General features: G+C 67.0%; 17 protein-coding genes. 8 read left to right on the top strand and 9 right to left on the bottom strand.

Annotation, left to right across the window (positions count from 1 at the left end):
• The 5 genes from AC5Y47_RS10055 to AC5Y47_RS10035 all read right to left on the bottom strand — a co-directional run bounded on the left by AC5Y47_RS10055 (position 1) and on the right by AC5Y47_RS10035 (position 7,722).
• Positions 1–2,331, bottom strand: coding sequence for a CaiB/BaiF CoA-transferase family protein (locus tag AC5Y47_RS10055; protein ID WP_499943806.1), 2,331 nt, complete (start codon positions 2,329–2,331; stop codon positions 1–3).
• On the bottom strand, positions 2,328–3,686 hold the full coding sequence (locus AC5Y47_RS10050; RefSeq protein ID WP_499943805.1) for an amidohydrolase family protein: 1,359 nt from the start codon (positions 3,684–3,686) through the stop codon (positions 2,328–2,330). The genes AC5Y47_RS10055 and AC5Y47_RS10050 overlap by 4 nt, the downstream gene beginning before the upstream one ends.
• Positions 3,687–3,849: 163 nt before the next feature.
• Entirely contained in the window at positions 3,850–4,266 is a 417-nt protein-coding gene (locus AC5Y47_RS10045) for a Zn-ribbon domain-containing OB-fold protein (protein ID WP_499943804.1), read from the bottom strand.
• A 15-nt stretch (positions 4,267–4,281) separates the two neighbouring features.
• Positions 4,282–5,490: a thiolase family protein gene (locus AC5Y47_RS10040; RefSeq protein ID WP_499943803.1), complete on the bottom strand. Its 1,209-nt coding sequence runs from the start codon at positions 5,488–5,490 to the stop codon at positions 4,282–4,284.
• Positions 5,491–5,499: 9 nt separating this feature from the next.
• Entirely contained in the window at positions 5,500–7,722 is a 2,223-nt protein-coding gene (locus tag AC5Y47_RS10035) for an acyl-CoA dehydrogenase family protein (protein ID WP_499943802.1), read from the bottom strand.
• Positions 7,723–7,864: 142 nt separating this feature from the next.
• On the opposite strand from AC5Y47_RS10035, the gene AC5Y47_RS10030 reads away from it, so the two are divergent.
• Positions 7,865–8,434 (top strand): TetR/AcrR family transcriptional regulator, encoded by a 570-nt coding sequence (locus AC5Y47_RS10030; protein ID WP_499943801.1) that lies wholly within the window; start codon positions 7,865–7,867, stop codon positions 8,432–8,434.
• Here AC5Y47_RS10030 and AC5Y47_RS10025 read toward each other — a convergent pair.
• Positions 8,431–9,033: a TetR family transcriptional regulator gene (locus AC5Y47_RS10025; RefSeq protein WP_499943800.1), complete on the bottom strand. Its 603-nt coding sequence runs from the start codon at positions 9,031–9,033 to the stop codon at positions 8,431–8,433. The two genes, AC5Y47_RS10030 and AC5Y47_RS10025, sit on opposite strands and share 4 nt — an antisense overlap.
• 17 nt (positions 9,034–9,050) lie before the next feature.
• Here AC5Y47_RS10025 and AC5Y47_RS10020 point away from each other — a divergent pair, with 17 nt between their 5' ends.
• The 4 genes from AC5Y47_RS10020 to AC5Y47_RS10005 all read left to right on the top strand — a co-directional run bounded on the left by AC5Y47_RS10020 (position 9,051) and on the right by AC5Y47_RS10005 (position 13,119).
• On the top strand, positions 9,051–10,115 hold the full coding sequence (locus AC5Y47_RS10020; RefSeq protein ID WP_499943799.1) for a DUF1214 domain-containing protein: 1,065 nt from the start codon (positions 9,051–9,053) through the stop codon (positions 10,113–10,115).
• Complete coding sequence (locus AC5Y47_RS10015) at positions 10,112–11,284, top strand: sulfotransferase family protein (protein WP_499943798.1); 1,173 nt, start codon at positions 10,112–10,114, stop codon at positions 11,282–11,284. The genes AC5Y47_RS10020 and AC5Y47_RS10015 overlap by 4 nt, the downstream gene beginning before the upstream one ends.
• A gap of 126 nt (positions 11,285–11,410) precedes the next feature.
• Positions 11,411–11,722, top strand: coding sequence for a hypothetical protein (locus AC5Y47_RS10010; protein WP_499943797.1), 312 nt, complete (start codon positions 11,411–11,413; stop codon positions 11,720–11,722).
• Between the two features lie 53 nt (positions 11,723–11,775).
• A complete protein-coding gene (locus tag AC5Y47_RS10005) occupies positions 11,776–13,119 on the top strand; it encodes an acyltransferase family protein (RefSeq protein WP_499943795.1) in 1,344 nt (447 codons plus the stop codon).
• Here AC5Y47_RS10005 and AC5Y47_RS10000 read toward each other — a convergent pair.
• Positions 13,116–13,559, bottom strand: a complete 444-nt coding sequence (locus AC5Y47_RS10000; RefSeq protein WP_499943794.1) for a MarR family winged helix-turn-helix transcriptional regulator — start codon at positions 13,557–13,559, stop codon at positions 13,116–13,118. The genes AC5Y47_RS10005 and AC5Y47_RS10000 overlap by 4 nt on opposite strands.
• A gap of 68 nt (positions 13,560–13,627) precedes the next feature.
• Between AC5Y47_RS10000 and AC5Y47_RS09995 the strand changes: the two genes are divergently transcribed.
• A complete protein-coding gene (locus tag AC5Y47_RS09995) occupies positions 13,628–14,560 on the top strand; it encodes an extracellular catalytic domain type 1 short-chain-length polyhydroxyalkanoate depolymerase (protein ID WP_499943793.1) in 933 nt (310 codons plus the stop codon).
• A gap of 252 nt (positions 14,561–14,812) precedes the next feature.
• Here the strand turns inward: AC5Y47_RS09995 and AC5Y47_RS09990 are convergent, their stop codons facing one another.
• Positions 14,813–15,814 (bottom strand): ATP-binding cassette domain-containing protein, encoded by a 1,002-nt coding sequence (locus AC5Y47_RS09990; RefSeq protein WP_499943792.1) that lies wholly within the window; start codon positions 15,812–15,814, stop codon positions 14,813–14,815.
• 3 nt (positions 15,815–15,817) lie between these two features.
• The gene (locus AC5Y47_RS09985) at positions 15,818–16,867 is read right to left on the bottom strand and encodes an ABC transporter permease (protein WP_499943791.1); all 1,050 of its coding nucleotides are present in this window, start codon (positions 16,865–16,867) and stop codon (positions 15,818–15,820) included.
• 310 nt (positions 16,868–17,177) lie between these two features.
• Here AC5Y47_RS09985 and AC5Y47_RS09980 point away from each other — a divergent pair, with 310 nt between their 5' ends.
• Both AC5Y47_RS09980 and AC5Y47_RS09975 read left to right on the top strand, forming a co-directional pair.
• Positions 17,178–17,555 (top strand): STAS domain-containing protein, encoded by a 378-nt coding sequence (locus AC5Y47_RS09980; protein ID WP_499943790.1) that lies wholly within the window; start codon positions 17,178–17,180, stop codon positions 17,553–17,555.
• Positions 17,556–17,597: 42 nt separating this feature from the next.
• A complete protein-coding gene (locus AC5Y47_RS09975) occupies positions 17,598–18,026 on the top strand; it encodes an ATP-binding protein (protein ID WP_499943789.1) in 429 nt (142 codons plus the stop codon).
• Positions 18,027–18,110 lie beyond the last annotated feature (84 nt).

Below are 18,110 nucleotides of genomic sequence, written 5' to 3'. Positions count from 1 at the left end.
TCACAGTCCCGCCGGGCGGGACGCGGTGACACCGGACTCGGACAGGACCGCGAGATCTTCTGCCTGCCAACCCAATACGTCGCTGAGTACCTCGTCGGTGTGCTGGCTGTACAGTGGTGCGACGCGGCGGATCCAGCGCCGCGTCTTGCCGACGAAGGCGAATGGCATACCGGTGCACAGGAATGACCCCGCGACGGGGTGCTCGACCCGCTCCCAGAAGCCGCGGGCGAGCAGGTGCGGGTCACCGAGCAATCCGGCCGACGCGGTGAGCGGCGCCGCGGCCACGCCGTGCGATCGCAGTGCGCGCACCGCGTCGGACACGGTGTGCCGCACCGCCCAATCCGTGATCAGCTTGTCGAGTTCGTCGGCATGTTCCCGCCATTCGGCTTCGCCCGGACCCAGCTCGGGCCGACCGATCAGACGCCCCAGCGACCCGCGACCGGCGTCGTCCACGGCGGCGAGCGCAACCCACTGGTCGTCACCCTGGCAGCGGTACACCCCCTGCGGGGCGGCTCCCGGCCCGCGATTGCCCTGACGCCGCAATTCGATTCGGTTTCGCGAAAACTCCACCACCATCTCGGCGGCCACGTTCAGTGCCGCCTCGACCATGGTCGATTCGACATGCACACCGACGCTGTCCCGATCGCGGACCACCAACGCCGCCACCGCCGCGAACGCCGCATGCAACCCCGCGATCGGGTCGCACACGCCCCGCGGAATCAGCGGAGGCCCGTCGGTATGACCGGTCATCCACGCCATCCCGGTCGCCTGCTCCATGGTCTGCGCGAAGCCGACGCGGTCGCGCCACGGACCGTCGAGGCCGAAGGCCGGCATCCGCACCATCACCGCACGCGGGTTGGCGGCCTGCACCGCATCCCATTCCAGTCCGAAGTTCGCCATCACCCGGGGTGAGAAGTTCTCGATGACGAGATCGGTTGCGGCGATGAGATTGAGCGCCACGTCCCGTCCGGCGTCGGTGCCGAGTTCGACGCTGATCGCGCGCTTGTTGTTGTTGCTGCACAGGAACACCGGGCCCCATTCCCACCACTGGTCCCAGCTGGGCGGGCGTCCGGCGGAGAATCGCATGCCGTCGGGGCGGCGCACCCCCTCGACCTTGATCACGTCGGCCCCGAGACTGCCGAGGAACTGGGTGGCGACCGGACCGGCCCAGAACGCGGTCAGGTCGGTGACTCGGATGTCGGACAACGGAAGTGCGCCGGCATCGCCCGTAACGGTCCGGGTCGGCCTGGGCGGCCAGTGCACATTGCCGTTGTCGGCGCCCAGATCCGGTGGACGTCCGGGTGCTCTGGTCGCGAAAGCGTCAGCGCGGTACGGAACCCGCGGTTGCAGCACGCCGAGGGCGGATTCGACGAAGACACCGCGCTGCACGAAGTGGTCGACGGCCGGCAGGGTGGCGGGAGTCGCGATGGGCGCCACCGGGATCCGGAACGCCACGGCCAGATCGACGATCTCCTGGGTGGTGCGACTGCTGGTCCATCGGGTGACCATGTCGAGGAATTCATCGCGCCGCGCGATCCGGCCGTCGAAGGACGCCAACTCGGAATCTCCGATCAGGTCGTCGCGCTCGATCATCACCAGGAAGTCCTGGAACTGCTGTGCGGTGATGGTGCAGAAGCCGACCATGCCGTCGGCGGTGGGGACGATCGACGGCAGCTCGAGGCTGCGGGCGAACAGCAGCGAGTCCGCGCCCAGCACGCTCGCCGACATGGCCGGGAGACCGCCCATCGCGATCGCCATCGCCTCGAAAATCGAGACGTCGACGACCTCGCCGCGGCCGGTCCGGGCGGCATGTCGCGCCGTGGCGGCCGCGACCGCCGCGGCGCAGGTGCCGGCCAGCCACTCGCCCAGTCGGCCGCCCGCCTGGACCGGTTCGTCGCCGGGCCAGCCGCGCCCGGCCGTCGACCCGCACAACGCCTGCAGGATGAACTCGTTGGCCAGTACCTGGTCGTCGACATAGGGTCCGGTCGTCCCGAACGGTGTCACGGCTACCACTACCGCGGACGAACTCGTCTGCGCCGCAATCTCATCCAACGTCCAGCCGCCGGTCAGGTCGGTGAATACGATGTCGGCTCCGGCCAACAGGGCGGGATCACGGTCTGTCACTGATTTCTTGCCGGCGGCCAGGTAGCCGAACAGGGCGCCGGGGCGACCGCCGCCCGCCGACCAGTTACGCAGCGAATCACCGGGCGGTGTCTCGACTTTCACGACGTCGGCTCCCGCGTCGGCGAACATCTTGGCGGCATACGCGGCCGCGATGCCGTTCGAGGACTCCAGCACCCGCCACCCGGTGAACGGCGGCTCCGCGGTCACGCTCCGTTGCCCAGGGTGGTCGCGCGACCGGCGATCCCCGCGGCCTCCACGGTCACCGGCGCCGTCACGCCTTGGGCCTGGAGGGCGAACTGTGTCATCCGGGTCCACGCGTCGCGGTCACGCTGGCTGGCTTCGTGACCGACGTGGGTCACCACGTCGACGTCGGCGGCCTGGCTGCGCAGGTAGCCGGCCCGCGCCTGGTCTTTGGGGATGTACTTGAACGGGTCGAAAGAGTATGCGGCCATCGCGTTTTCATGGGTGATCTTGTCGACGACGGAGTCGTCGAGGTGACCCATGGTCTCGATGACGTCCTCCGGCGCGAACGGCCAGTTGCTGTCGGAGTGCGGAAAGTCGGACTCCCAGCACAGCATGTCCTCGTTGAACCAGTCCAGGTTTCGTACGCCGACTTTGTCGCTGATGAAGCAGGTGTAGAAGTGCCGCTTGAACACGTCGGCCGGTCCGGCGTAGCCGGGCGGGAATTTGGCCAGCGTCCAACCCGAATGGCGTTTGTACACGTGCTCGGCGCGCCAGACGAAGTACGGCATCCAGCCCACGTCGCCCTCGGTGAGCGAGAATCTCAAGTCCGGGAAGTCCGACCAGAACTCGGCCCAGATGAGCTCGGTGAAGGTGAACATGCTCATCATCGACGAGGCCGTCATCATCACGCTGGCCGGTGCGTCCAGGGAGACCATCGGTGACCGCGACGCCGAACCGACATGTGTGCACAGGACCGTCTTGTTCTCGCACACCGCCTCGAACAGCGGGTACCAGTACTTGGTGTGAATGCTGGGCATCTGCAACGCTTCCGGGTTCTCCGAGAAGGTCACCGCGTGACATCCCTTGTCTGCCAGCCGTTTCACTTCGTTGGCGGCTTCGGCGACGTCGTAGAGTGGCAGGATCCCGCACGGGATGAATCGCCCCGGATATGCCGCGCACCATTCGTCGACGTGCCAGTCGTTGTAGGCCTTGATCATGACCAGGTTCACGTCGCGGTCGGGTCCCTGGTTGAGCACCTGTCCGGAGAAGCCGGTGAAGTTGGGGAAGTTCAAACCGGCCAGTTGCCCACCGGCGTTCATGTCGCGGACCCGCTCGTCGACGTTGAAGCAACCCGGACGCATCTCGTCGTAGCGTGACGCGTCGACGTTGTACATCTCGCGGGGTTTGCCGGCGACGGCGTTCAATCCCATGTTGCGTCCGCGGATCTCACCGTAGTACCACTGCTGGATCCCGTCCGGTTCGATCACCACCCGGGGCGCGCGGTCCTTGTACCTGGCGGGAACGTGCGCGTCGAACATGTCTGCCGGCTCGGCGATGTGGTCGTCGACGCTGATCAGGATCAGATCGTCTTTGTTCATGGGCGTGCTTCCCGACGGTGGCCGATTCAAGGACTAGTAGACACTGATACGTGCAACGGGTCAATCGTCATGGCGACCATAACCGCAGGCCAACCAGTGATCGGCCGGTAGCCCCGATGTGACTAATAGTCGGCCCCGCTGGCCCCGCCTCGCCGACGGGGACTCAGTCGGCGGGTTCGTAGCGCAGCATGGTCACCTCGTGCTCGGGGTAGTCGACGAACACCGGACGCACCCGCATCCCGACCTCCAGGTCACCCGGCTCGACGTTCACCATCTCGGTGGAAAACCTTGGGCCCTCGTCCCATTCGACGATGGCGAGCAGTTGCGGCACCGCGTCAGCGAAGTGCGGGCTGACCGGTCGGCGCGCGACGGTGAACGAGTACAGCGTCCCCATGCCGGAGATCTCGCGCCATTCCAGGTCGTCGGCCAGGGTGCGTGGGGCGCGCACCCGCGGGTAAAACACGAAGGCCTGCGACGACGGCGAGTACTGGATCACCACGCGGTGTTCGGCCAGCGCATCCCAGAACGGCGCGGTGGTGGGTGTCTTGACCGGCATCGGCCGGTCGAAGCTGATGGCCATGAATTCTCCTGCTGCTCAATCGCCTTCGAGGACCAGCGCGGTCTGTTCGGACAGGATCCCGCCGTTGCCGGAGACGAACGCCCGGTTGCAGTCGGCGACCTGAGCGGCACCCGCGCGGCCCATGATCTGGCGGGTCGCGTCGCAGACGTGGTGCATGCCGCCGGCCAGTCCGGCCTGCCCGAAACCGAGTTGACCGCCGGCGGTGTTGAGCGGGAAGTCCCCGCGGAAGGTCAGGTCGTGACCGGCGACGAACTCCAGTCCCTTGCCCTTTTCGCAGAACCCCGCGTCCTCCAGGGACAACATCACGGTGATGGTGTAGCAGTCGTAAATCGAGACCATGTCCATCTGATCGCGGCCCAGACCGGTCATGCCGAAGGCGGTGTCGGCGGCCGCGGTCATCGGCGTCAGCAACAGATCCTCGGCGTAGGTGGGCGTCTTGAACGGTACGTTCTCACCGAATCCCTTGATCCACACCGGTCGGTTCCGGGTCCGCCTGGCGATGTCGGCATTGGCGACGACCACGGCGGCGCCACCGACGCACGGCATCACGATCTCCAGCATGTGCAGCGGATCGGCGATGACCGGGCTGGCGAGCACGTCGTCGACGGTGAGCGGCTTGTCCTTCCAGATCGCTCCGTCGGTGTGGTTGGCGTTGACCCGCTGGTCGACCACGATCTTGGCCATCGCCCGCTCGTCGTAGCCGTAGACGGCGGCGTACCGCTGAGCCACCTGACCATAGGGCCCGTTCTGGCCGAGGTTGCCGTAGGGGATCTCGAATTCGGCTTGCGGAGAACCGTATTGATTGCTCGACGATCCGAAGAACATCGCGTCCACCATCGGCCTGGGTTTTTTCTTGGACGACGGCGTGATGTAGCGGGCCGGCAGCGCGCACAGCACCGCGTCACAGATCCCCAGCTCGATGGCCGCGGCCGCCCGCCACACCATGGCGGCGGCACTGGCACCGCCGAGATCCACGAGCTCGGCGAATCGTGCTGGGATACCCAGGTATTCGGCGATGGTGGACGGCACGAAGATCTGCGACTCGGCGAGATGCGACGCCGCGATGCCGTTGACGACGTCACCCGTCAAGCCCGCGTCGTCGAGCGCGGCCGCGGCCAGCTCCGCCCACTGCTCGAGGACGAACGGCGCCGGCGAGGCCTTGTTCAGTCGCTCGGGCGGCAGCTCGACGTATCCGACGATGGCGGCTTCTCCGCGTAATCCCATCCGGTGTCCTTACTTACGGGGCAATCCGAGAATCATCTGGGCGATGATGTTCAGCTGGATCTCTCTGGTGCCGCCGCCGATCAGCTCGGCGGGTAGGTGCAGATAGGGCTCGACGATCGCCGGTTCCGAGTCGGCAACCATGGCCAGCCGTCCGGTCAGCTGCAGCGTGGCCGCAAAAGTTCGGCGCAGCAACACGTTCATCGCGACCTTGGCGATGCTGGATGCCGGTCCCGACGCCTGGCCGTCGAGCAACCGGATGGTTTCCCGCACGCCCAGCGCCTTGATCGCGTTGGTGTACGCGTCGAGTTCGCCCAGCGCGCGCAGCGCATCCTCCCGGTCCGGTCCGTCCTGCGAAGCGAGCCGGCGCAACGCGGCGGCGCGGTCGAACTTCACGTATCCGCTGATGGCCGAACGCTCTTCGGCCATGGTGGCAATGGCCAGGTTCCAGCCGCCGACCGCGTCACCGAGCAACATGTCATCGGGGATGAACACGTCGGTCAGGAACACCTCGTTGAAATGCGCTTCCCCGGTTGCGGTCTTGATCGGTTGGATCTCGATACCCGATGAGCGCATGTCGAGAATGAAGTAACCGATGCCGCGGTGCTTCGCGGCGTCCGGATCGGTCCGGGCCAACAGCGCACCGAAGTCTGCCCGGTGCGCCACCGACGTCCAGATCTTGTGCCCGTTGATCTTCCAGCCGCCGTCGACCTTGGTGGCACGGGTACTCAGCGCGGCCAGATCGGATCCGGCCCCCGGCTCGCTGAACAACTGGCACCACGCGATCTCGCCACGTTGTGTCGGCGGAATCAGCTTGTCCTGCAGATCCTCAGACGCCGCGCGCAGCACCGAGGGCAGGATCCACTCGGCGATACCGAGCGAGGGACGGACCAGGTCTGGTCGCTTGGCGAATTCGTCGTCGATGATGAGCTGGCGCAGCGGACCGGCATCGAGTCCCCAGGGCGCCGGCCAGTGTGGCGCGATCAGGCCGGCTTCGGCGATCAGGGTGCGCTGCGGACCAGTCTTGAAGTCGTCGTAGTCGCCCTGGCGTCCGGGTTGGTCGTTGGTCAATTGCAGTGCGGCGTCCAGGGTTTCGGCTACCGACGCACGGAAGTCGGCGTCGGCGTCGCCCAGATCCACCGACATGTCCCGCTGCTGCGTGCAGGTCAACCTACCCAGGCGCCGCGCCCACCGGTTTGCCGGCCCGAGCGATGCGGCCAGGCTGATCGCGCGCCGCCAGTACAGGTGCACATCGTGTTCCCAGGTGAAGCCGATGGCGCCGAACATGGTCAGCGCATCGAGCACCAGATCCGGCACCGGCGAGACCGCGATCACGGCGGCACCGGATGCGGCGATGCGGTGCTGGTCGAGGGGTTCGTCCAGGGCGCGGATCGCGTCCCAGGCCGCGGCGCTGGCCAGCTCGCTGTTGACCAGCAGCATCGCCGCGCTGTGCTGCAGTGCCTGAAAGGTGCCGATCACCTTGCCGAACTGTTCCCGGATGCGCAGGTGCGCGGTCACGGCGTCTACACACCACTGCGTGATGCCGGCTGTCGTGGCGGCGACCAGCGCGACCACCACGCATTCGGCGCGCTCGGCATCGATGCCGCTCAGCACTTCGGTCGCACCGTGTTCGGTCAGGCGCAGGATTCCCACGTCGGCGACCAGGTCGGTGCCCTCGTCGACGGGTTCTATTGCCGCGGTGGGACTTTCGGTATCGATCACCGCCCACACCAGGTCCCCGTCCGAGGTTCGGGCCGACACCAGGAGCAGCCGTGCCGAGCAGAGCCCCGCGGTGACCGCCGAGGTGCCGTCGATCACCCATCGCTGGCCATCGAGGTTGGCATGGAAGTCGCCGGCGTCGGGAAGGATCACCGCGGCAGGTGCGCCGGAGGCGAGTTCGCGCAGCAACGCTTCACTCGCCGGCGTCGACTCGGCCAGCACCGCGACCGCACCCGCGGCGACCGTCGCCAGCAACGGTCCACCCAACAGCGATTTGGCCGCCGCCTCGAGTACGCACGCGACGTCGATCAGCCGGCCACCCTGGCCGCCGACCTCCTCGGGAAGATGGACCGCATGGAAACCGTTGCCCACCAACGCTTCCCACCAGTCGGGCACCTTGCCGACCATCAGCGCATCGAGATTGTCGCGGGTCGCGGCGACGGGGGCGTGCCGCGCGGCGAACTGAGCGACAGCGTTGCTGAGCTCCTGCTGCTCGGCGGTCAGTCCCACGCTCATGACAGCGGTCCCGCAATGGGACTCGGCTTCGGCCGCACCAGCTGCTATCCTCTCGTCTTACAAGACGAACCGTCTCGTCTTGTGGGACATTACGGCCCAGCGCAACGTGTGTAAAGCCGGTGCCACGAGCGAGGACCACCGCATGACGACCGATCTCACGCCGCGCCGCCGAAGCGAGAAGTCGCGCACGGCCATCGTGACCGCCACGCGTGAGTTGCTTCTCGAGCGCGGATTCGACGGCCTGACCATCGAGGCGGTCGCCGCCCGCGCCGGGGTGGGCAAGCAGACCATCTACCGCTGGTGGCGCAGCCGACCGGTACTCGTCGCCGACGTGATGCTCGAGGATGCCGACAAGATCCTGGCCTCGATGAACCACACCGACGACCTGTCCGCCGACCTGGTGGAGTGGGTCGGCAAGCTCGCCGCCACCCTCACGACGACCCGTGGCTCGGCCATGCTGCGGACGCTGACCGTCGCCTGCATGGAACACGAGGAGACCGCCGACAGGTTGCGGGCCGGGTTCAGTGCGCCGTTGCACGCCAGCGTCCGGACGCGACTGCTCGCGCACGGCATCGACGCGGTCACCGCAGATTCCGCTGCCGATGCCATCGTGGGCGGGGTGGTGTACCCCATTCTTTCTGGCGCACAGGGTTATTCACGCCGACGTGCCGAACTGAGCACGCGCCTGATCGTGGATGCGCTCAGCCGCTAGCCGATGGCGATCGAGGCCAGCCCGGCGCGAACCCGATCGGGCAGCGACCCGCCGTGGCTCAGCCAGTCGTCCAGAGCGATGCGCACGGTGGCCATCGCCAGCGCCCCGAGCAGCCGCGGCCGGGGATCCTGCGGCACCAACCCGTGCATGCGTGGGGCGACCAGCTCGGCGATCGCCGCCTCGTAGCGCACATAGATATGGAGCGTCCAGGCGTCCAGGGTTTCCGAGGACCTGGTGAGGGTGGCCAGTTCCCGTACCTGGGACTCGATCTCGACGAAGTTGTCGGCGAGGGACCCGAAGGCGCCGGCGATGGCGTCGGTGGCGGACAGGCCGGTCGGCTGAGCGGCCAGCGCCGAGGTGATCCGCCCCAGCCAGAGCGCGTTCACACCTTCGGCGACGGCGTCCTCCTTGGAGTTGAAGTAGCGGAAGAAGGTCGCCCGACCGATGGCGGCCTCGTCCGCGATCCGCTCGACCGTCGCCCCGGCCAGACCGACGTCGGCCACCAACGCGGCCGCGGCTGCCGCGATGCGCTGCCGGGTCGCTGCGCGCCGGCGCTCGGCGGGCGACTCCGGGAAACCACTCGCCAAAACGTGAGACATAGTCTAAGTATGAGACTATGACTCAAGTCGACGCACCGCAGGCGGTCGGTGCCTGGCAGTTCTTCCGGCAGATGCTGGCCGACGTCACCAATATCGTGGCCGAAGATGCCGAAACCGAGCGGGAGCTCCTCGAAGGACTGCGAGTGATCGCGCGGGTCTCGTCGCTGTGCTCGCAGATGGCCGTCGAGGCCGACTCGAGCCGGCCGGCGTTCTTCGACATGTGCTCGCCGAACCGGATGATCGGCGGCCCGAATCCCGACGGCAACTATTACCTGGCGATGATCCGCGGTGACCGCAGCTATCGGATCACCGGCACCCGAGGCACCAGCGCCTACCTCGGAATCCAGATCCTTGCCGGCACCGGGCTGACGCCGCGGCGGATGTCCGGGTACCTCAGCGATACCCAATTGGTCACAGCAGCAGGCGAATTCGCGATCGTACTGTCCGCTCGGCAACCGGCAGACCTCGATGGCGCGCAGTGGCTGCAGATCCCCGACGACGCGTCCTCGGTGGTGGTGCGGGAATACATCGGCGACCGCGCCGACGAAGATCTGGCCACCCTACGCATCGAGGCCCTCGACCCCGACCCGCTCACACCGCTGACCGACGACGCGCTGGCCGAGCAGTTCACCGCGATGGCCTGGTCGCTGATGAAACTCGCCACGCTGCACCGCACCATCAAGCCCGAGTTGCTGGACAACCCCAACACGCTGGTGACCGCCGAAGCCGCGGACCTGGGCGCGGCCGACACCACCCCGGACAACCTGTACATGATCGGGACGTATCGCCTCGAGCCCGGGCAGGCGCTGGTCCTCGACATCGAACCGCCAGACACGAGGTATTGGAACGTCACCCTGGAAAGCATCTGGCACGAGTGCCTGGAACCCCGCCGTCGGCACAGTTCGGTGACCAACCGCGGCGTGCAACCGGGACCGGACGGACGGGTCCGCATCGCGATCTCCGAGCGGGACCTCGGGCTGGGCCACTGGCTCGACACCGGGGGCCGGCATCGCGGTTTCATCGTGCTGCGCTGGCTGGACAACCCGACCCCGCCCGCCGTCACGGTGTCGGTGCACCCATGACGCTGCAGGAGCGATTCGACCCGGAGCGGCTGATCGCCACCGCGTGCGAGGAAACCGGACACGACGACTTCGGCGACGACGGCTGGCGCGACGGACTCGAACGGGTCGCCGACGGCCTGGTCACCGAGGCACGGTTGTCGGCCATCGGGGTCGAGATCGCCTACCTCGACCTGATGCGCGCGCTGAAGAACCGGCTCGACGTGATCGCCTGGCGCAAACAGAATCCCGGGATCACCGAAAAGCCCGTCGCCGCACCCATCTTCATCGTCGGCCAGCCCCGCACCGGAACCACGATCCTCTACGACCTGCTCGCCCAAGATCCCGACCTGCGCGCCCCCCTGACCTGGGAGGTCGACGCGCCCTGCCCCGTCCCGCAACCCGAGACCTACCACGACGACCCGCGCATCGCCGTCACGCAGGCCAGCCTGGAAATGTCGGAGCAGATCATCCCCGGCTTCCTGAAATTCCACCCGATGGGCGCGCTGGTCGGACAGGAGTGCGTGCGCATCACCGCCAGCGACTTCGTCAGCATGATCTTCTCGGTGCAGTACCGGCTGCCCAGTTACTACCGGTGGCTGCTGTACGAGGCCGACCATGCCGGCGCCTACCGGTTCCACCGCATCTTCCTGCAGCATCTGCAGTCCGGCGTGCCCGGGCAGTGGCTGTTGAAATCGCCCGCGCATCTGTGGCAACTCGAGGCCTTACTCACCGAATACCCCGACGCCCTGATCGTGCAGACACACCGCGATCCCCTCAACGTCATCTCCTCGATCGCCGCACTCACCCATCACCTGCGGCGGATGGGCAGCGACGAATCCGATATCGCCGAATGCGCCGCGCAGTCCTACGAGGAGATCGTGGTGGGTCTCGAGCGCGAAATGGCGCTGCGTGCGAGCGGCACGGTGCCTGCCGACCGGGTGATCGACGTGCACTACGCGGATTTCCTCGGCGACCCGTGGACCACGATCGGCGGCATCTACCAGAAGCTGGGTCGCGAGTGGCGGCCGGACGCCCAGCAGCGCATGCGGGACTTTCTGGCCGCCCATCCCGGTGACGGCGGACGCGGTCGCTACACCTGGTCGGACACCGGCTTGAACGCCGGCGAGGTTCGCGACCGGGTCCGCGGCTACCAAGAGCGCTACGGGGTGCCCACCGAGGAACTGCGCTAGACGAGCTGAAAAATTGGACGCCGTTATTTCCCCCAAAATGTGACGAAAGACATAGACTTCCGGCTTGTGACGACCCCGTCGAACCCTTTTGGCGACGAACGACGGCGACTCTCGCAGCAGCTTCAGATGCGAGGTCAGGTGCTTGGGCGCAGGCAGGCGCGACGGCTGAGCCGGCGCTTCGCGCACGTCGGCGTGGACATACCCCCGACCCGACTGCGGCAGTTGGTCACCGGGTCAGTGGTCGCCGACCGGGAAATGACGGACGTGAACTTCGCGTTGATCGCCACCCGGTACAACCGCGAGAAGCAGGCCGCGAAATTCGTGCACTTGCAGCGCCGCTGTAAGCACGCGCTGGTCTGTGCCGGCTTGGTCTTGGTCGCGCTGAACTTCCTGATCTGTCTCGGTTACGTCTTCTTCACCCTGGCCCATCAGTCCTAGAACGAGTAGTACTACGCAGGTGTCGGCGGGCGCCGGACAGCCAAGCTGCTTTCATGACAACTTTTTTGGGCTTTCCGCGCGCCGCTGAATTGGAGGCAAGCACGCCGGTCGACCGCGACCGCGCGATCGACGTCATCCGGATCACCGCGTTGGTCGGGGTGGTGATCGGTCACACGGTCATGGCGATCAGCATCATCCGCGGCGGCGTACTCATCTGGGACAACCTGCTCACCACCTCGGTCGTGTTTCAGGCCCTGACCTGGATCTTCCAGATCATGCCGCTGTTCTTCTTCGCCGGCGCCGCGGCGTGCGTAGCGTCCTGGCAGCCCGGCACCAACTGGGGCGGCTGGTTGTTGAAGCGCTGCACCCGGTTGTTCCGGCCGGTGTTCTACTACCTCGCGTTCTGGGCGGTCGCGCTGGTCGTACTGAATCGAGTGCTGCCCCGACACGTGTACGAGCCGGTCGCGGGGATCAGCATTCAGCTGTTGTGGTTCCTCGGTGTGTACGTGCTGGTGCTGGCGGCGATGCCGGTGCTGCACCGGATTTCCACCCCGGCCCGACTGGTCGGCGGGGTGGTTGTGGTCTACGCGATGGTCGCGGTTGTCGACGCCATCCGGTTGCACTGGTCCGCGCTGGCCCCGCTCGGTTATCTCAACCTGGCGGCGTGGCTGATCCCGGGCATGTTCGGCGTTGCCTACCGGCGCCGGTTGATCACCGGCCGGGTCGCGGTGATCCTTGCCACGGCGATGTTCGCGGTAGATCTCGCGCTGCTGCAGTGGGGGCCCTATGAGTTGAGTCTGGTCGGCATCGAGGGGCAGCGGCTGGCCAACATGAGTCCTCCGTCGCTGCTGTTGGCCGGGCACGCAATTGTGCTCAGCGCGTTGGCAATTGCTGCCGCGCCGAGGATCGACCGGTGGGCCCGGCGACCCCGCGTCTGGTGGCTGACCGCAATCGGCAACTCCGGGGCGATGACGCTGTACCTGTGGCACATGCCGGCGCTGCTGGGCGTGCACGTGCTGTTCGACACCCTCGGACACCCGCGCTTCCCGGGACAACCCGACTTCCTGGCGATCAGCCTCGTGCAACTCGCCCTCATGGTCGGCGTGGTGGCCGTGTTGTTCGTGGCCCTGCGCGCGTTGGAGAACAATCCGTTGCCTGGATGGGACGGCGCCCACGCCGTCGCGTCGGCGCGACGCGGCACCGCGGTCGGCATCTTGTTGTGTGTGGCCGGAGCGGCGATCTTGGCCGCGGTGAAGTGGGGCCTCAAGGACGAGGGGCTGGTCTGCGTCACGATCATGCTGATCGCCTTGGCGGCGGCTCGGGTGCTGGCCGCGGCGTGGCTGCCGCAGGCCGGCCGGGCATTGGGTAACGCGCTGGGTATTCGGGCCGTGCGCTAGGTGTCGGCGGCCAGCAGTAGCTGCAGCATCTCGCGGAACTCGCCGAGTCGGCGCCCACCCAGAATGTGTTCCCACTTGTTCTCCAATTCGACTGCGCTGGAACGCATCACCCGCAGCGCACGGCGACCGCGTGGGGTGAGCTCGATGATCAGGGTGCGGGCGTCGTCGGGATTGGCCACCCGGGAGACATAGTCATGGCGTTCCAGCGCCGATACCGCCTGAGCCACGGCCTGGCGGCTCACCGCCAGCCGGTCGGCCAGCTCCGAGGCATGCAGGCCACCGGCGGCCAGCGGGACGAGGGCTACCGCCTGGGCCGGACGGATCCCGTCGAGCCCGGCCTGGGCGAAAGCCGTTTTCAACCGCGGGGCCCCGGTCGCGGCCAGCAGCTGGACCAACGCCGGCACGGTCGGTTGCCACGGCGCATCCACCAGACGTCGCATGGCTGCAGAGTGTGCCACAGATTGACAAGTTGCTTGTCAATCTTGGCCTGGGCTGTCACGATGAGTCGATGGTGGCACCGCGCACCCGGGCACTCGGCATCGTCGTCCTCGCGACGCTGGCCGTCCTTGTCGGCGGATGTTTCAGTCACGGCCACGCGGTGGGCGCACCGGCGATACCGGTGGGTCAGTCCTCCCAGAGCATCGAATGGGGAGGCAAGACAAGAACTTTCCACCTCTACCGTCCGCAGGGACTGATGGACCCGGCGCCGTTGGTGGTGATGCTGCACGGCGGGTACGGCAGCGGCACGCAGGCCGAGCGTGCCTATCACTGGGACACCGAAGCCGACAGCGGCCACTTCGTGGTCGCCTATCCCGACGGACTCGGCCGGGCCTGGAATGCCGGGTCCTGCTGCGGCAGCCCGTCCCAGGACCGTCTCGACGACGTCGGCTTCATCACCGCCGTCGTCGCTGCCATCCAGCGGCAACTGCCGATCGATCGGACCCGCATCTACGCCACCGGCATGTCCAACGGGGCCATGATGTCGCTGCGGCTGGCATGTGAGACAGACCTTTTCGCCGCGATCGCCCCGGTGGCGGGCACCTTGGTGACCGATTGTGCGCGGGCGCGGCCCACCTCCGTGCTGCAGATCCACGGCACCGCGGACGCCAGCGTCCCGTACCACGGTGGACCGGGCAAAGCGCTGAAGGCAGACGGGACCCCGCGCGTGGACGGCCCGCCGGTCCCGTCGGTGACCGCGACCTGGCGTGCCGTCGACGGGTGCGGGCCACCCACCTCGTCGACTGCCGGGGTGGTCACCACCGAAACAGCAGAATGCCCCGATGGCCTTGCCGTGCAATTGATTTCGGTAGCAGAAGCCGGGCATCAATGGCCCGGCGGTGCCCGCGGACCCGTCTCGAAAAGACTCGGCCTGCCCGAGCCGTCGACCGCGCTGGACGCCACCGACACCATCTGGCGGTTCTTCGCCCAGCACCATCGCTGAACGCCGCGCGCACAGTTATTCGCTGCCGCGTTCCGGCGAACCTGCGCGTTTCGGAACCTGCGCGTTCCGGCGAACCTGCGCGTTCAGTGTGAATCCTGGGCTTTGCGGGGGAAGCCTGGGCGGGATTTCGCGGATTTTCCCACCGTGGGCTCACCATGAAAGCCCTCGCTTCACCACCAACGCCAAGAGCTCACACCAAAGTCGTGCAACAGCCGAAACACCCATACCTGCCGCTTGAAACCGCGCCCCGGGTCACTCGCTGAGCTGACGGTGTTCGATCAACTCACGGATACCGCCGCCGCCCAATCGCTCCCGGAACGCCTGAGCGGTGTACCCCACCACCTTCGCGTCGGTGCGGGCCCGCGCGGTCGCCGACCGCGGCATGTGAAACAGCACGCCCATCTCGCCGAAGTAGTCACCCGGCCCGGCCACCTTGATCAATTCCTCACCGCCGTCGGCCATTTCGTGCACCAGGTCGAACTCGCCTTCGACGACGACGTAGATCAGTTCGCCCATCGTGCTCTGCTCGAACAGCACCACCCCGGCCTTCAGCTCAAAGATCTCCGGCGGACGGTTGGTGTCGGCGAAGTCGGGAGTCAACTCGACCACGCGGTCGGCCATCGGCAGCATGCGGTTGTCGTGCGTCGCGACCACCACCACCCGGTCGCCGTCGGCGAGTTCGCGGATCAGCCGCAGCACCTCCTCCACCTGGATGAAGTCGAGGTGCGCCGTCGGTTCGTCGGCCAGGATCAACGGCGGATCCAATGCAATGGCCCGCGCCACCGCGACGCGTTGCTGCTGCCCGCCGCTGAGATCCCCGGGCCGATGCTTCATCCGGTCACCGAGGTTGACCCGTTCGAGCAGCTCGGTGGCCCGTTGGCGCGACGCCGAACGTGACATCCCGGCCGCGCGCAGCGGCACCATCACGTTCTCCAGTGCGGTTAGACTCGGGACGAGATTGAACGCCTGGAAGACGATGCCGACCTTGTCGCGGCGGTACTTCGCCAAGGCCTTCCCCTCCAGGGAAGTGATGTCGACACACCCGTCTGCCGAGTCGAATTTGATGGTCCCGGATTTGGGTCGCAGGATGCCACCGAGGCAGGACAACAGCGTCGTCTTACCGCAACCGCTGGGCCCGAGCAGGATCACCAACGAACCGGCTGCCACGTCGAGGTTCAGGCCGTTGATCGGCCGCAGGGCGTAGCCGCCGCTGTCGTACTCGACGACCAGGTTCTGGATGCTCAGATCACCCACGGCTCAGGGCCCTCCGAACGCGAGCGCGGGATCGATGGCCACCACCCGTCTGAGGCCGGCGAGGCTGGCCAGCAGCCCAATCGCCGTCGCCACCACCGGCAGCAACAAATAGGCGGCCGTCGGAACCGCCACCACCATCGGAAACAACGGCGCCAACAGCTTCGACAGCACCACACCGACCACGGCCGCCACCAGCGAGACGATGAGCGCCTGCAGGGCCAGTCCCGCCAGAATCGAGCGAGTCGGCGTCCCGATCGCCTTGAACACGGCGAAGTCACGCACCCGTTCGAGGGCAGAGAGGTAGACCACCGATCCGACGATCAGCACCGCCACGATCCACAGCAACACGGCGACGATGGAGATCGAGTTCACCGCGACCTTCAGCGGTCGGATCAGGTCGTCGACGGCGCCGGCGCGGTCGTAGGTCCGGTAACCGTCCGGCAGCGCACGCGGGGTGCCGTTGACCCCGATCGAGGTGACCATCGGTTGGCCGTTGTAGGCGATCCGCTGCAGACCTTCGGTCGTCAGGAAGATATTGGGGATCTTGGCCAGCGCGGTCGAGTTGGGCACGATGCCCACGATCCGCAGCGTGTGGGCGCCGACCTGGAAGGTGTCGCCGAGGTGTCGGCCCAGCGTGCTCGACGCCGCGACCTCGTCCGGTTTCGACGGGACCCGACCTTCGGACACCTGCGGCATGCCGGGCCCCCGCTCCGGCGCGCCGAAGGCCGTCACATTACGGGTCGACTTGTCCTCCCGCATGATCGTCCCGACGCAGCCCAGCGGTGCCGCGGCCGAGACCCCGGACTCCGCACGCACCCGCGCCAGGTCGACGTCGGGAAACGGCGTCGACCCCAGGAAAGGCCCAGCTGCACCGTCCTTGACCACAAATGCGTCGACACCCAGGGAATCCACGGTCTGCCGGGCTTCCACGCGAAATCCATTCGCCAGGCCGCTCATCACGAGCGTCATCCCGAAGATCAGTCCGGTGCTGACGATGGCGATTACCAGGCGACGCTTTCGCCATTGCATATCGCGCAGCGCGGCAAAGAGCATTCGTAGACGCTACCAACGCCCACAAGTGTCGGATCGAATTCGCCTGCACACCCCCCGGATCACGGCGGCGACGGGCCGGTGCTGGTCGGAAGGCGGCCGGACCCGACTGATGGCAGAATGTTTACCTGCCGGAATGGCGCCCGTCGAAGATTTTGGTGCGTGGCCTAGGATTGGATTTCGTTGGCTGCCGCAGGGCTGCACAAGGCAGTGCAGTATCCATGGCGGTTGTCGCGGGTTGAATCAACAGCCCCACAAGGCGTGGTTGTGTGAAAACTATTGGTGTCCCTGGCGGACGGATTTGAGATAAAGCATGGTCGATCAACCCGGCGATCCAATCAATCGCACAACTTTCGAGGTGGAGCAGTACCAGACGGACGGAGCCGTCGTCCTGGCTGTCTCGGGCGAAGTGGACATGCTGAGCGCGCCTCAGTTGGCCGACGCTATGCAGACGGCGCTGGCCGGCAAGCCCGCGGCCCTGATCGTCGACCTGACGAAAGTGGAGTTCCTGGCATCCGCCGGCATGAGCGTCCTGGTCAACGGGCAGGCTGAACTCGTTCCGCCGACCCGCATGGCGGTGGTCGCGGACGGGCCGGCGACCAGCCGCCCGCTCAAGCTGATGGGTATCGACAGTGTGCTTCCGCTGCACCGCACCCTCGACAGCGCGCTGAACTGGCTCAGTGGTGCGTGATCCCGTAACGGGAGCTGACCGGACGCTCTGATCGGCGGCCCCGTGAGACCACAGCAGGATGACCGTTCTCGCTTCGTCCGGACGCGGGTTGTCGCCGACGCGCCCAGCGCGAGCCGGCTCCGCGGCGAGTTCCGCAGCTGGCTCGACCGGCACTTCACGTTGGGCGCCGAACGGTTCAGCGACCTGGTGCTGGCCGTCAGCGAAGCGCTGGCGAACGCCGCCGAATTCGCTTACCCCGACTCCCCTGACCAGGGAACCATGGATGTCCGCGCGGCCTACGACCCCGATTCGGACACCCTGGCGGTGACCGTCAACGATCAGGGGCGGTGGCGCCAGCACGGCAGCCCGGCGGAGCTGGCCCGCGGCCGCGGCATTCCGCTGATGCGTGCGCTGGCCGACACGGCCAGGATCGACGGCACGCCGCACGGCACGCAGGTCACGTTGACCTGGCGTCATCTGACCGCCTCCTGAGTCATTGACTCGGGCGAGCCGGGCGCCTACCGTCGTCAGTACATACGCTACGCATCGTAGCGAAATAACCATTCGGCCCTGGTT

This window comes from Mycobacterium sp. NGS22, assembly GCF_059813095.1.
This window is presented reverse-complemented; position numbering and strand designations above follow the sequence as displayed.

Excerpts from the sequence above, each read along its gene's own strand:
- AC5Y47_RS09985 (WP_499943791.1), bottom strand. The coding sequence starts at position 16,867 with ATGCTCTTTGCCGCGCTGCGCGATATGCAATGGCGAAAGCGTCGCCTG.
- AC5Y47_RS09980 (WP_499943790.1), top strand. The coding sequence starts at position 17,178 with ATGGTCGATCAACCCGGCGATCCAATCAATCGCACAACTTTCGAGGTG.
- AC5Y47_RS10020 (WP_499943799.1), top strand. The coding sequence starts at position 9,051 with ATGACTCAAGTCGACGCACCGCAGGCGGTCGGTGCCTGGCAGTTCTTC.
- AC5Y47_RS10035 (WP_499943802.1), bottom strand. The coding sequence starts at position 7,722 with ATGAGCGTGGGACTGACCGCCGAGCAGCAGGAGCTCAGCAACGCTGTC.
- AC5Y47_RS10040 (WP_499943803.1), bottom strand. The coding sequence starts at position 5,490 with ATGGGATTACGCGGAGAAGCCGCCATCGTCGGATACGTCGAGCTGCCG.
- AC5Y47_RS10000 (WP_499943794.1), bottom strand. The coding sequence starts at position 13,559 with ATGCGACGTCTGGTGGATGCGCCGTGGCAACCGACCGTGCCGGCGTTG.
- AC5Y47_RS09995 (WP_499943793.1), top strand. The coding sequence starts at position 13,628 with ATGGTGGCACCGCGCACCCGGGCACTCGGCATCGTCGTCCTCGCGACG.
- AC5Y47_RS10030 (WP_499943801.1), top strand. The coding sequence starts at position 7,865 with ATGACGACCGATCTCACGCCGCGCCGCCGAAGCGAGAAGTCGCGCACG.
- AC5Y47_RS10010 (WP_499943797.1), top strand. The coding sequence starts at position 11,411 with ATGCGAGGTCAGGTGCTTGGGCGCAGGCAGGCGCGACGGCTGAGCCGG.
- AC5Y47_RS10005 (WP_499943795.1), top strand. The coding sequence starts at position 11,776 with ATGACAACTTTTTTGGGCTTTCCGCGCGCCGCTGAATTGGAGGCAAGC.
- AC5Y47_RS10025 (WP_499943800.1), bottom strand. The coding sequence starts at position 9,033 with ATGTCTCACGTTTTGGCGAGTGGTTTCCCGGAGTCGCCCGCCGAGCGC.
- AC5Y47_RS10045 (WP_499943804.1), bottom strand. The coding sequence starts at position 4,266 with ATGGCCATCAGCTTCGACCGGCCGATGCCGGTCAAGACACCCACCACC.
- AC5Y47_RS10050 (WP_499943805.1), bottom strand. The coding sequence starts at position 3,686 with ATGAACAAAGACGATCTGATCCTGATCAGCGTCGACGACCACATCGCC.
- AC5Y47_RS10015 (WP_499943798.1), top strand. The coding sequence starts at position 10,112 with ATGACGCTGCAGGAGCGATTCGACCCGGAGCGGCTGATCGCCACCGCG.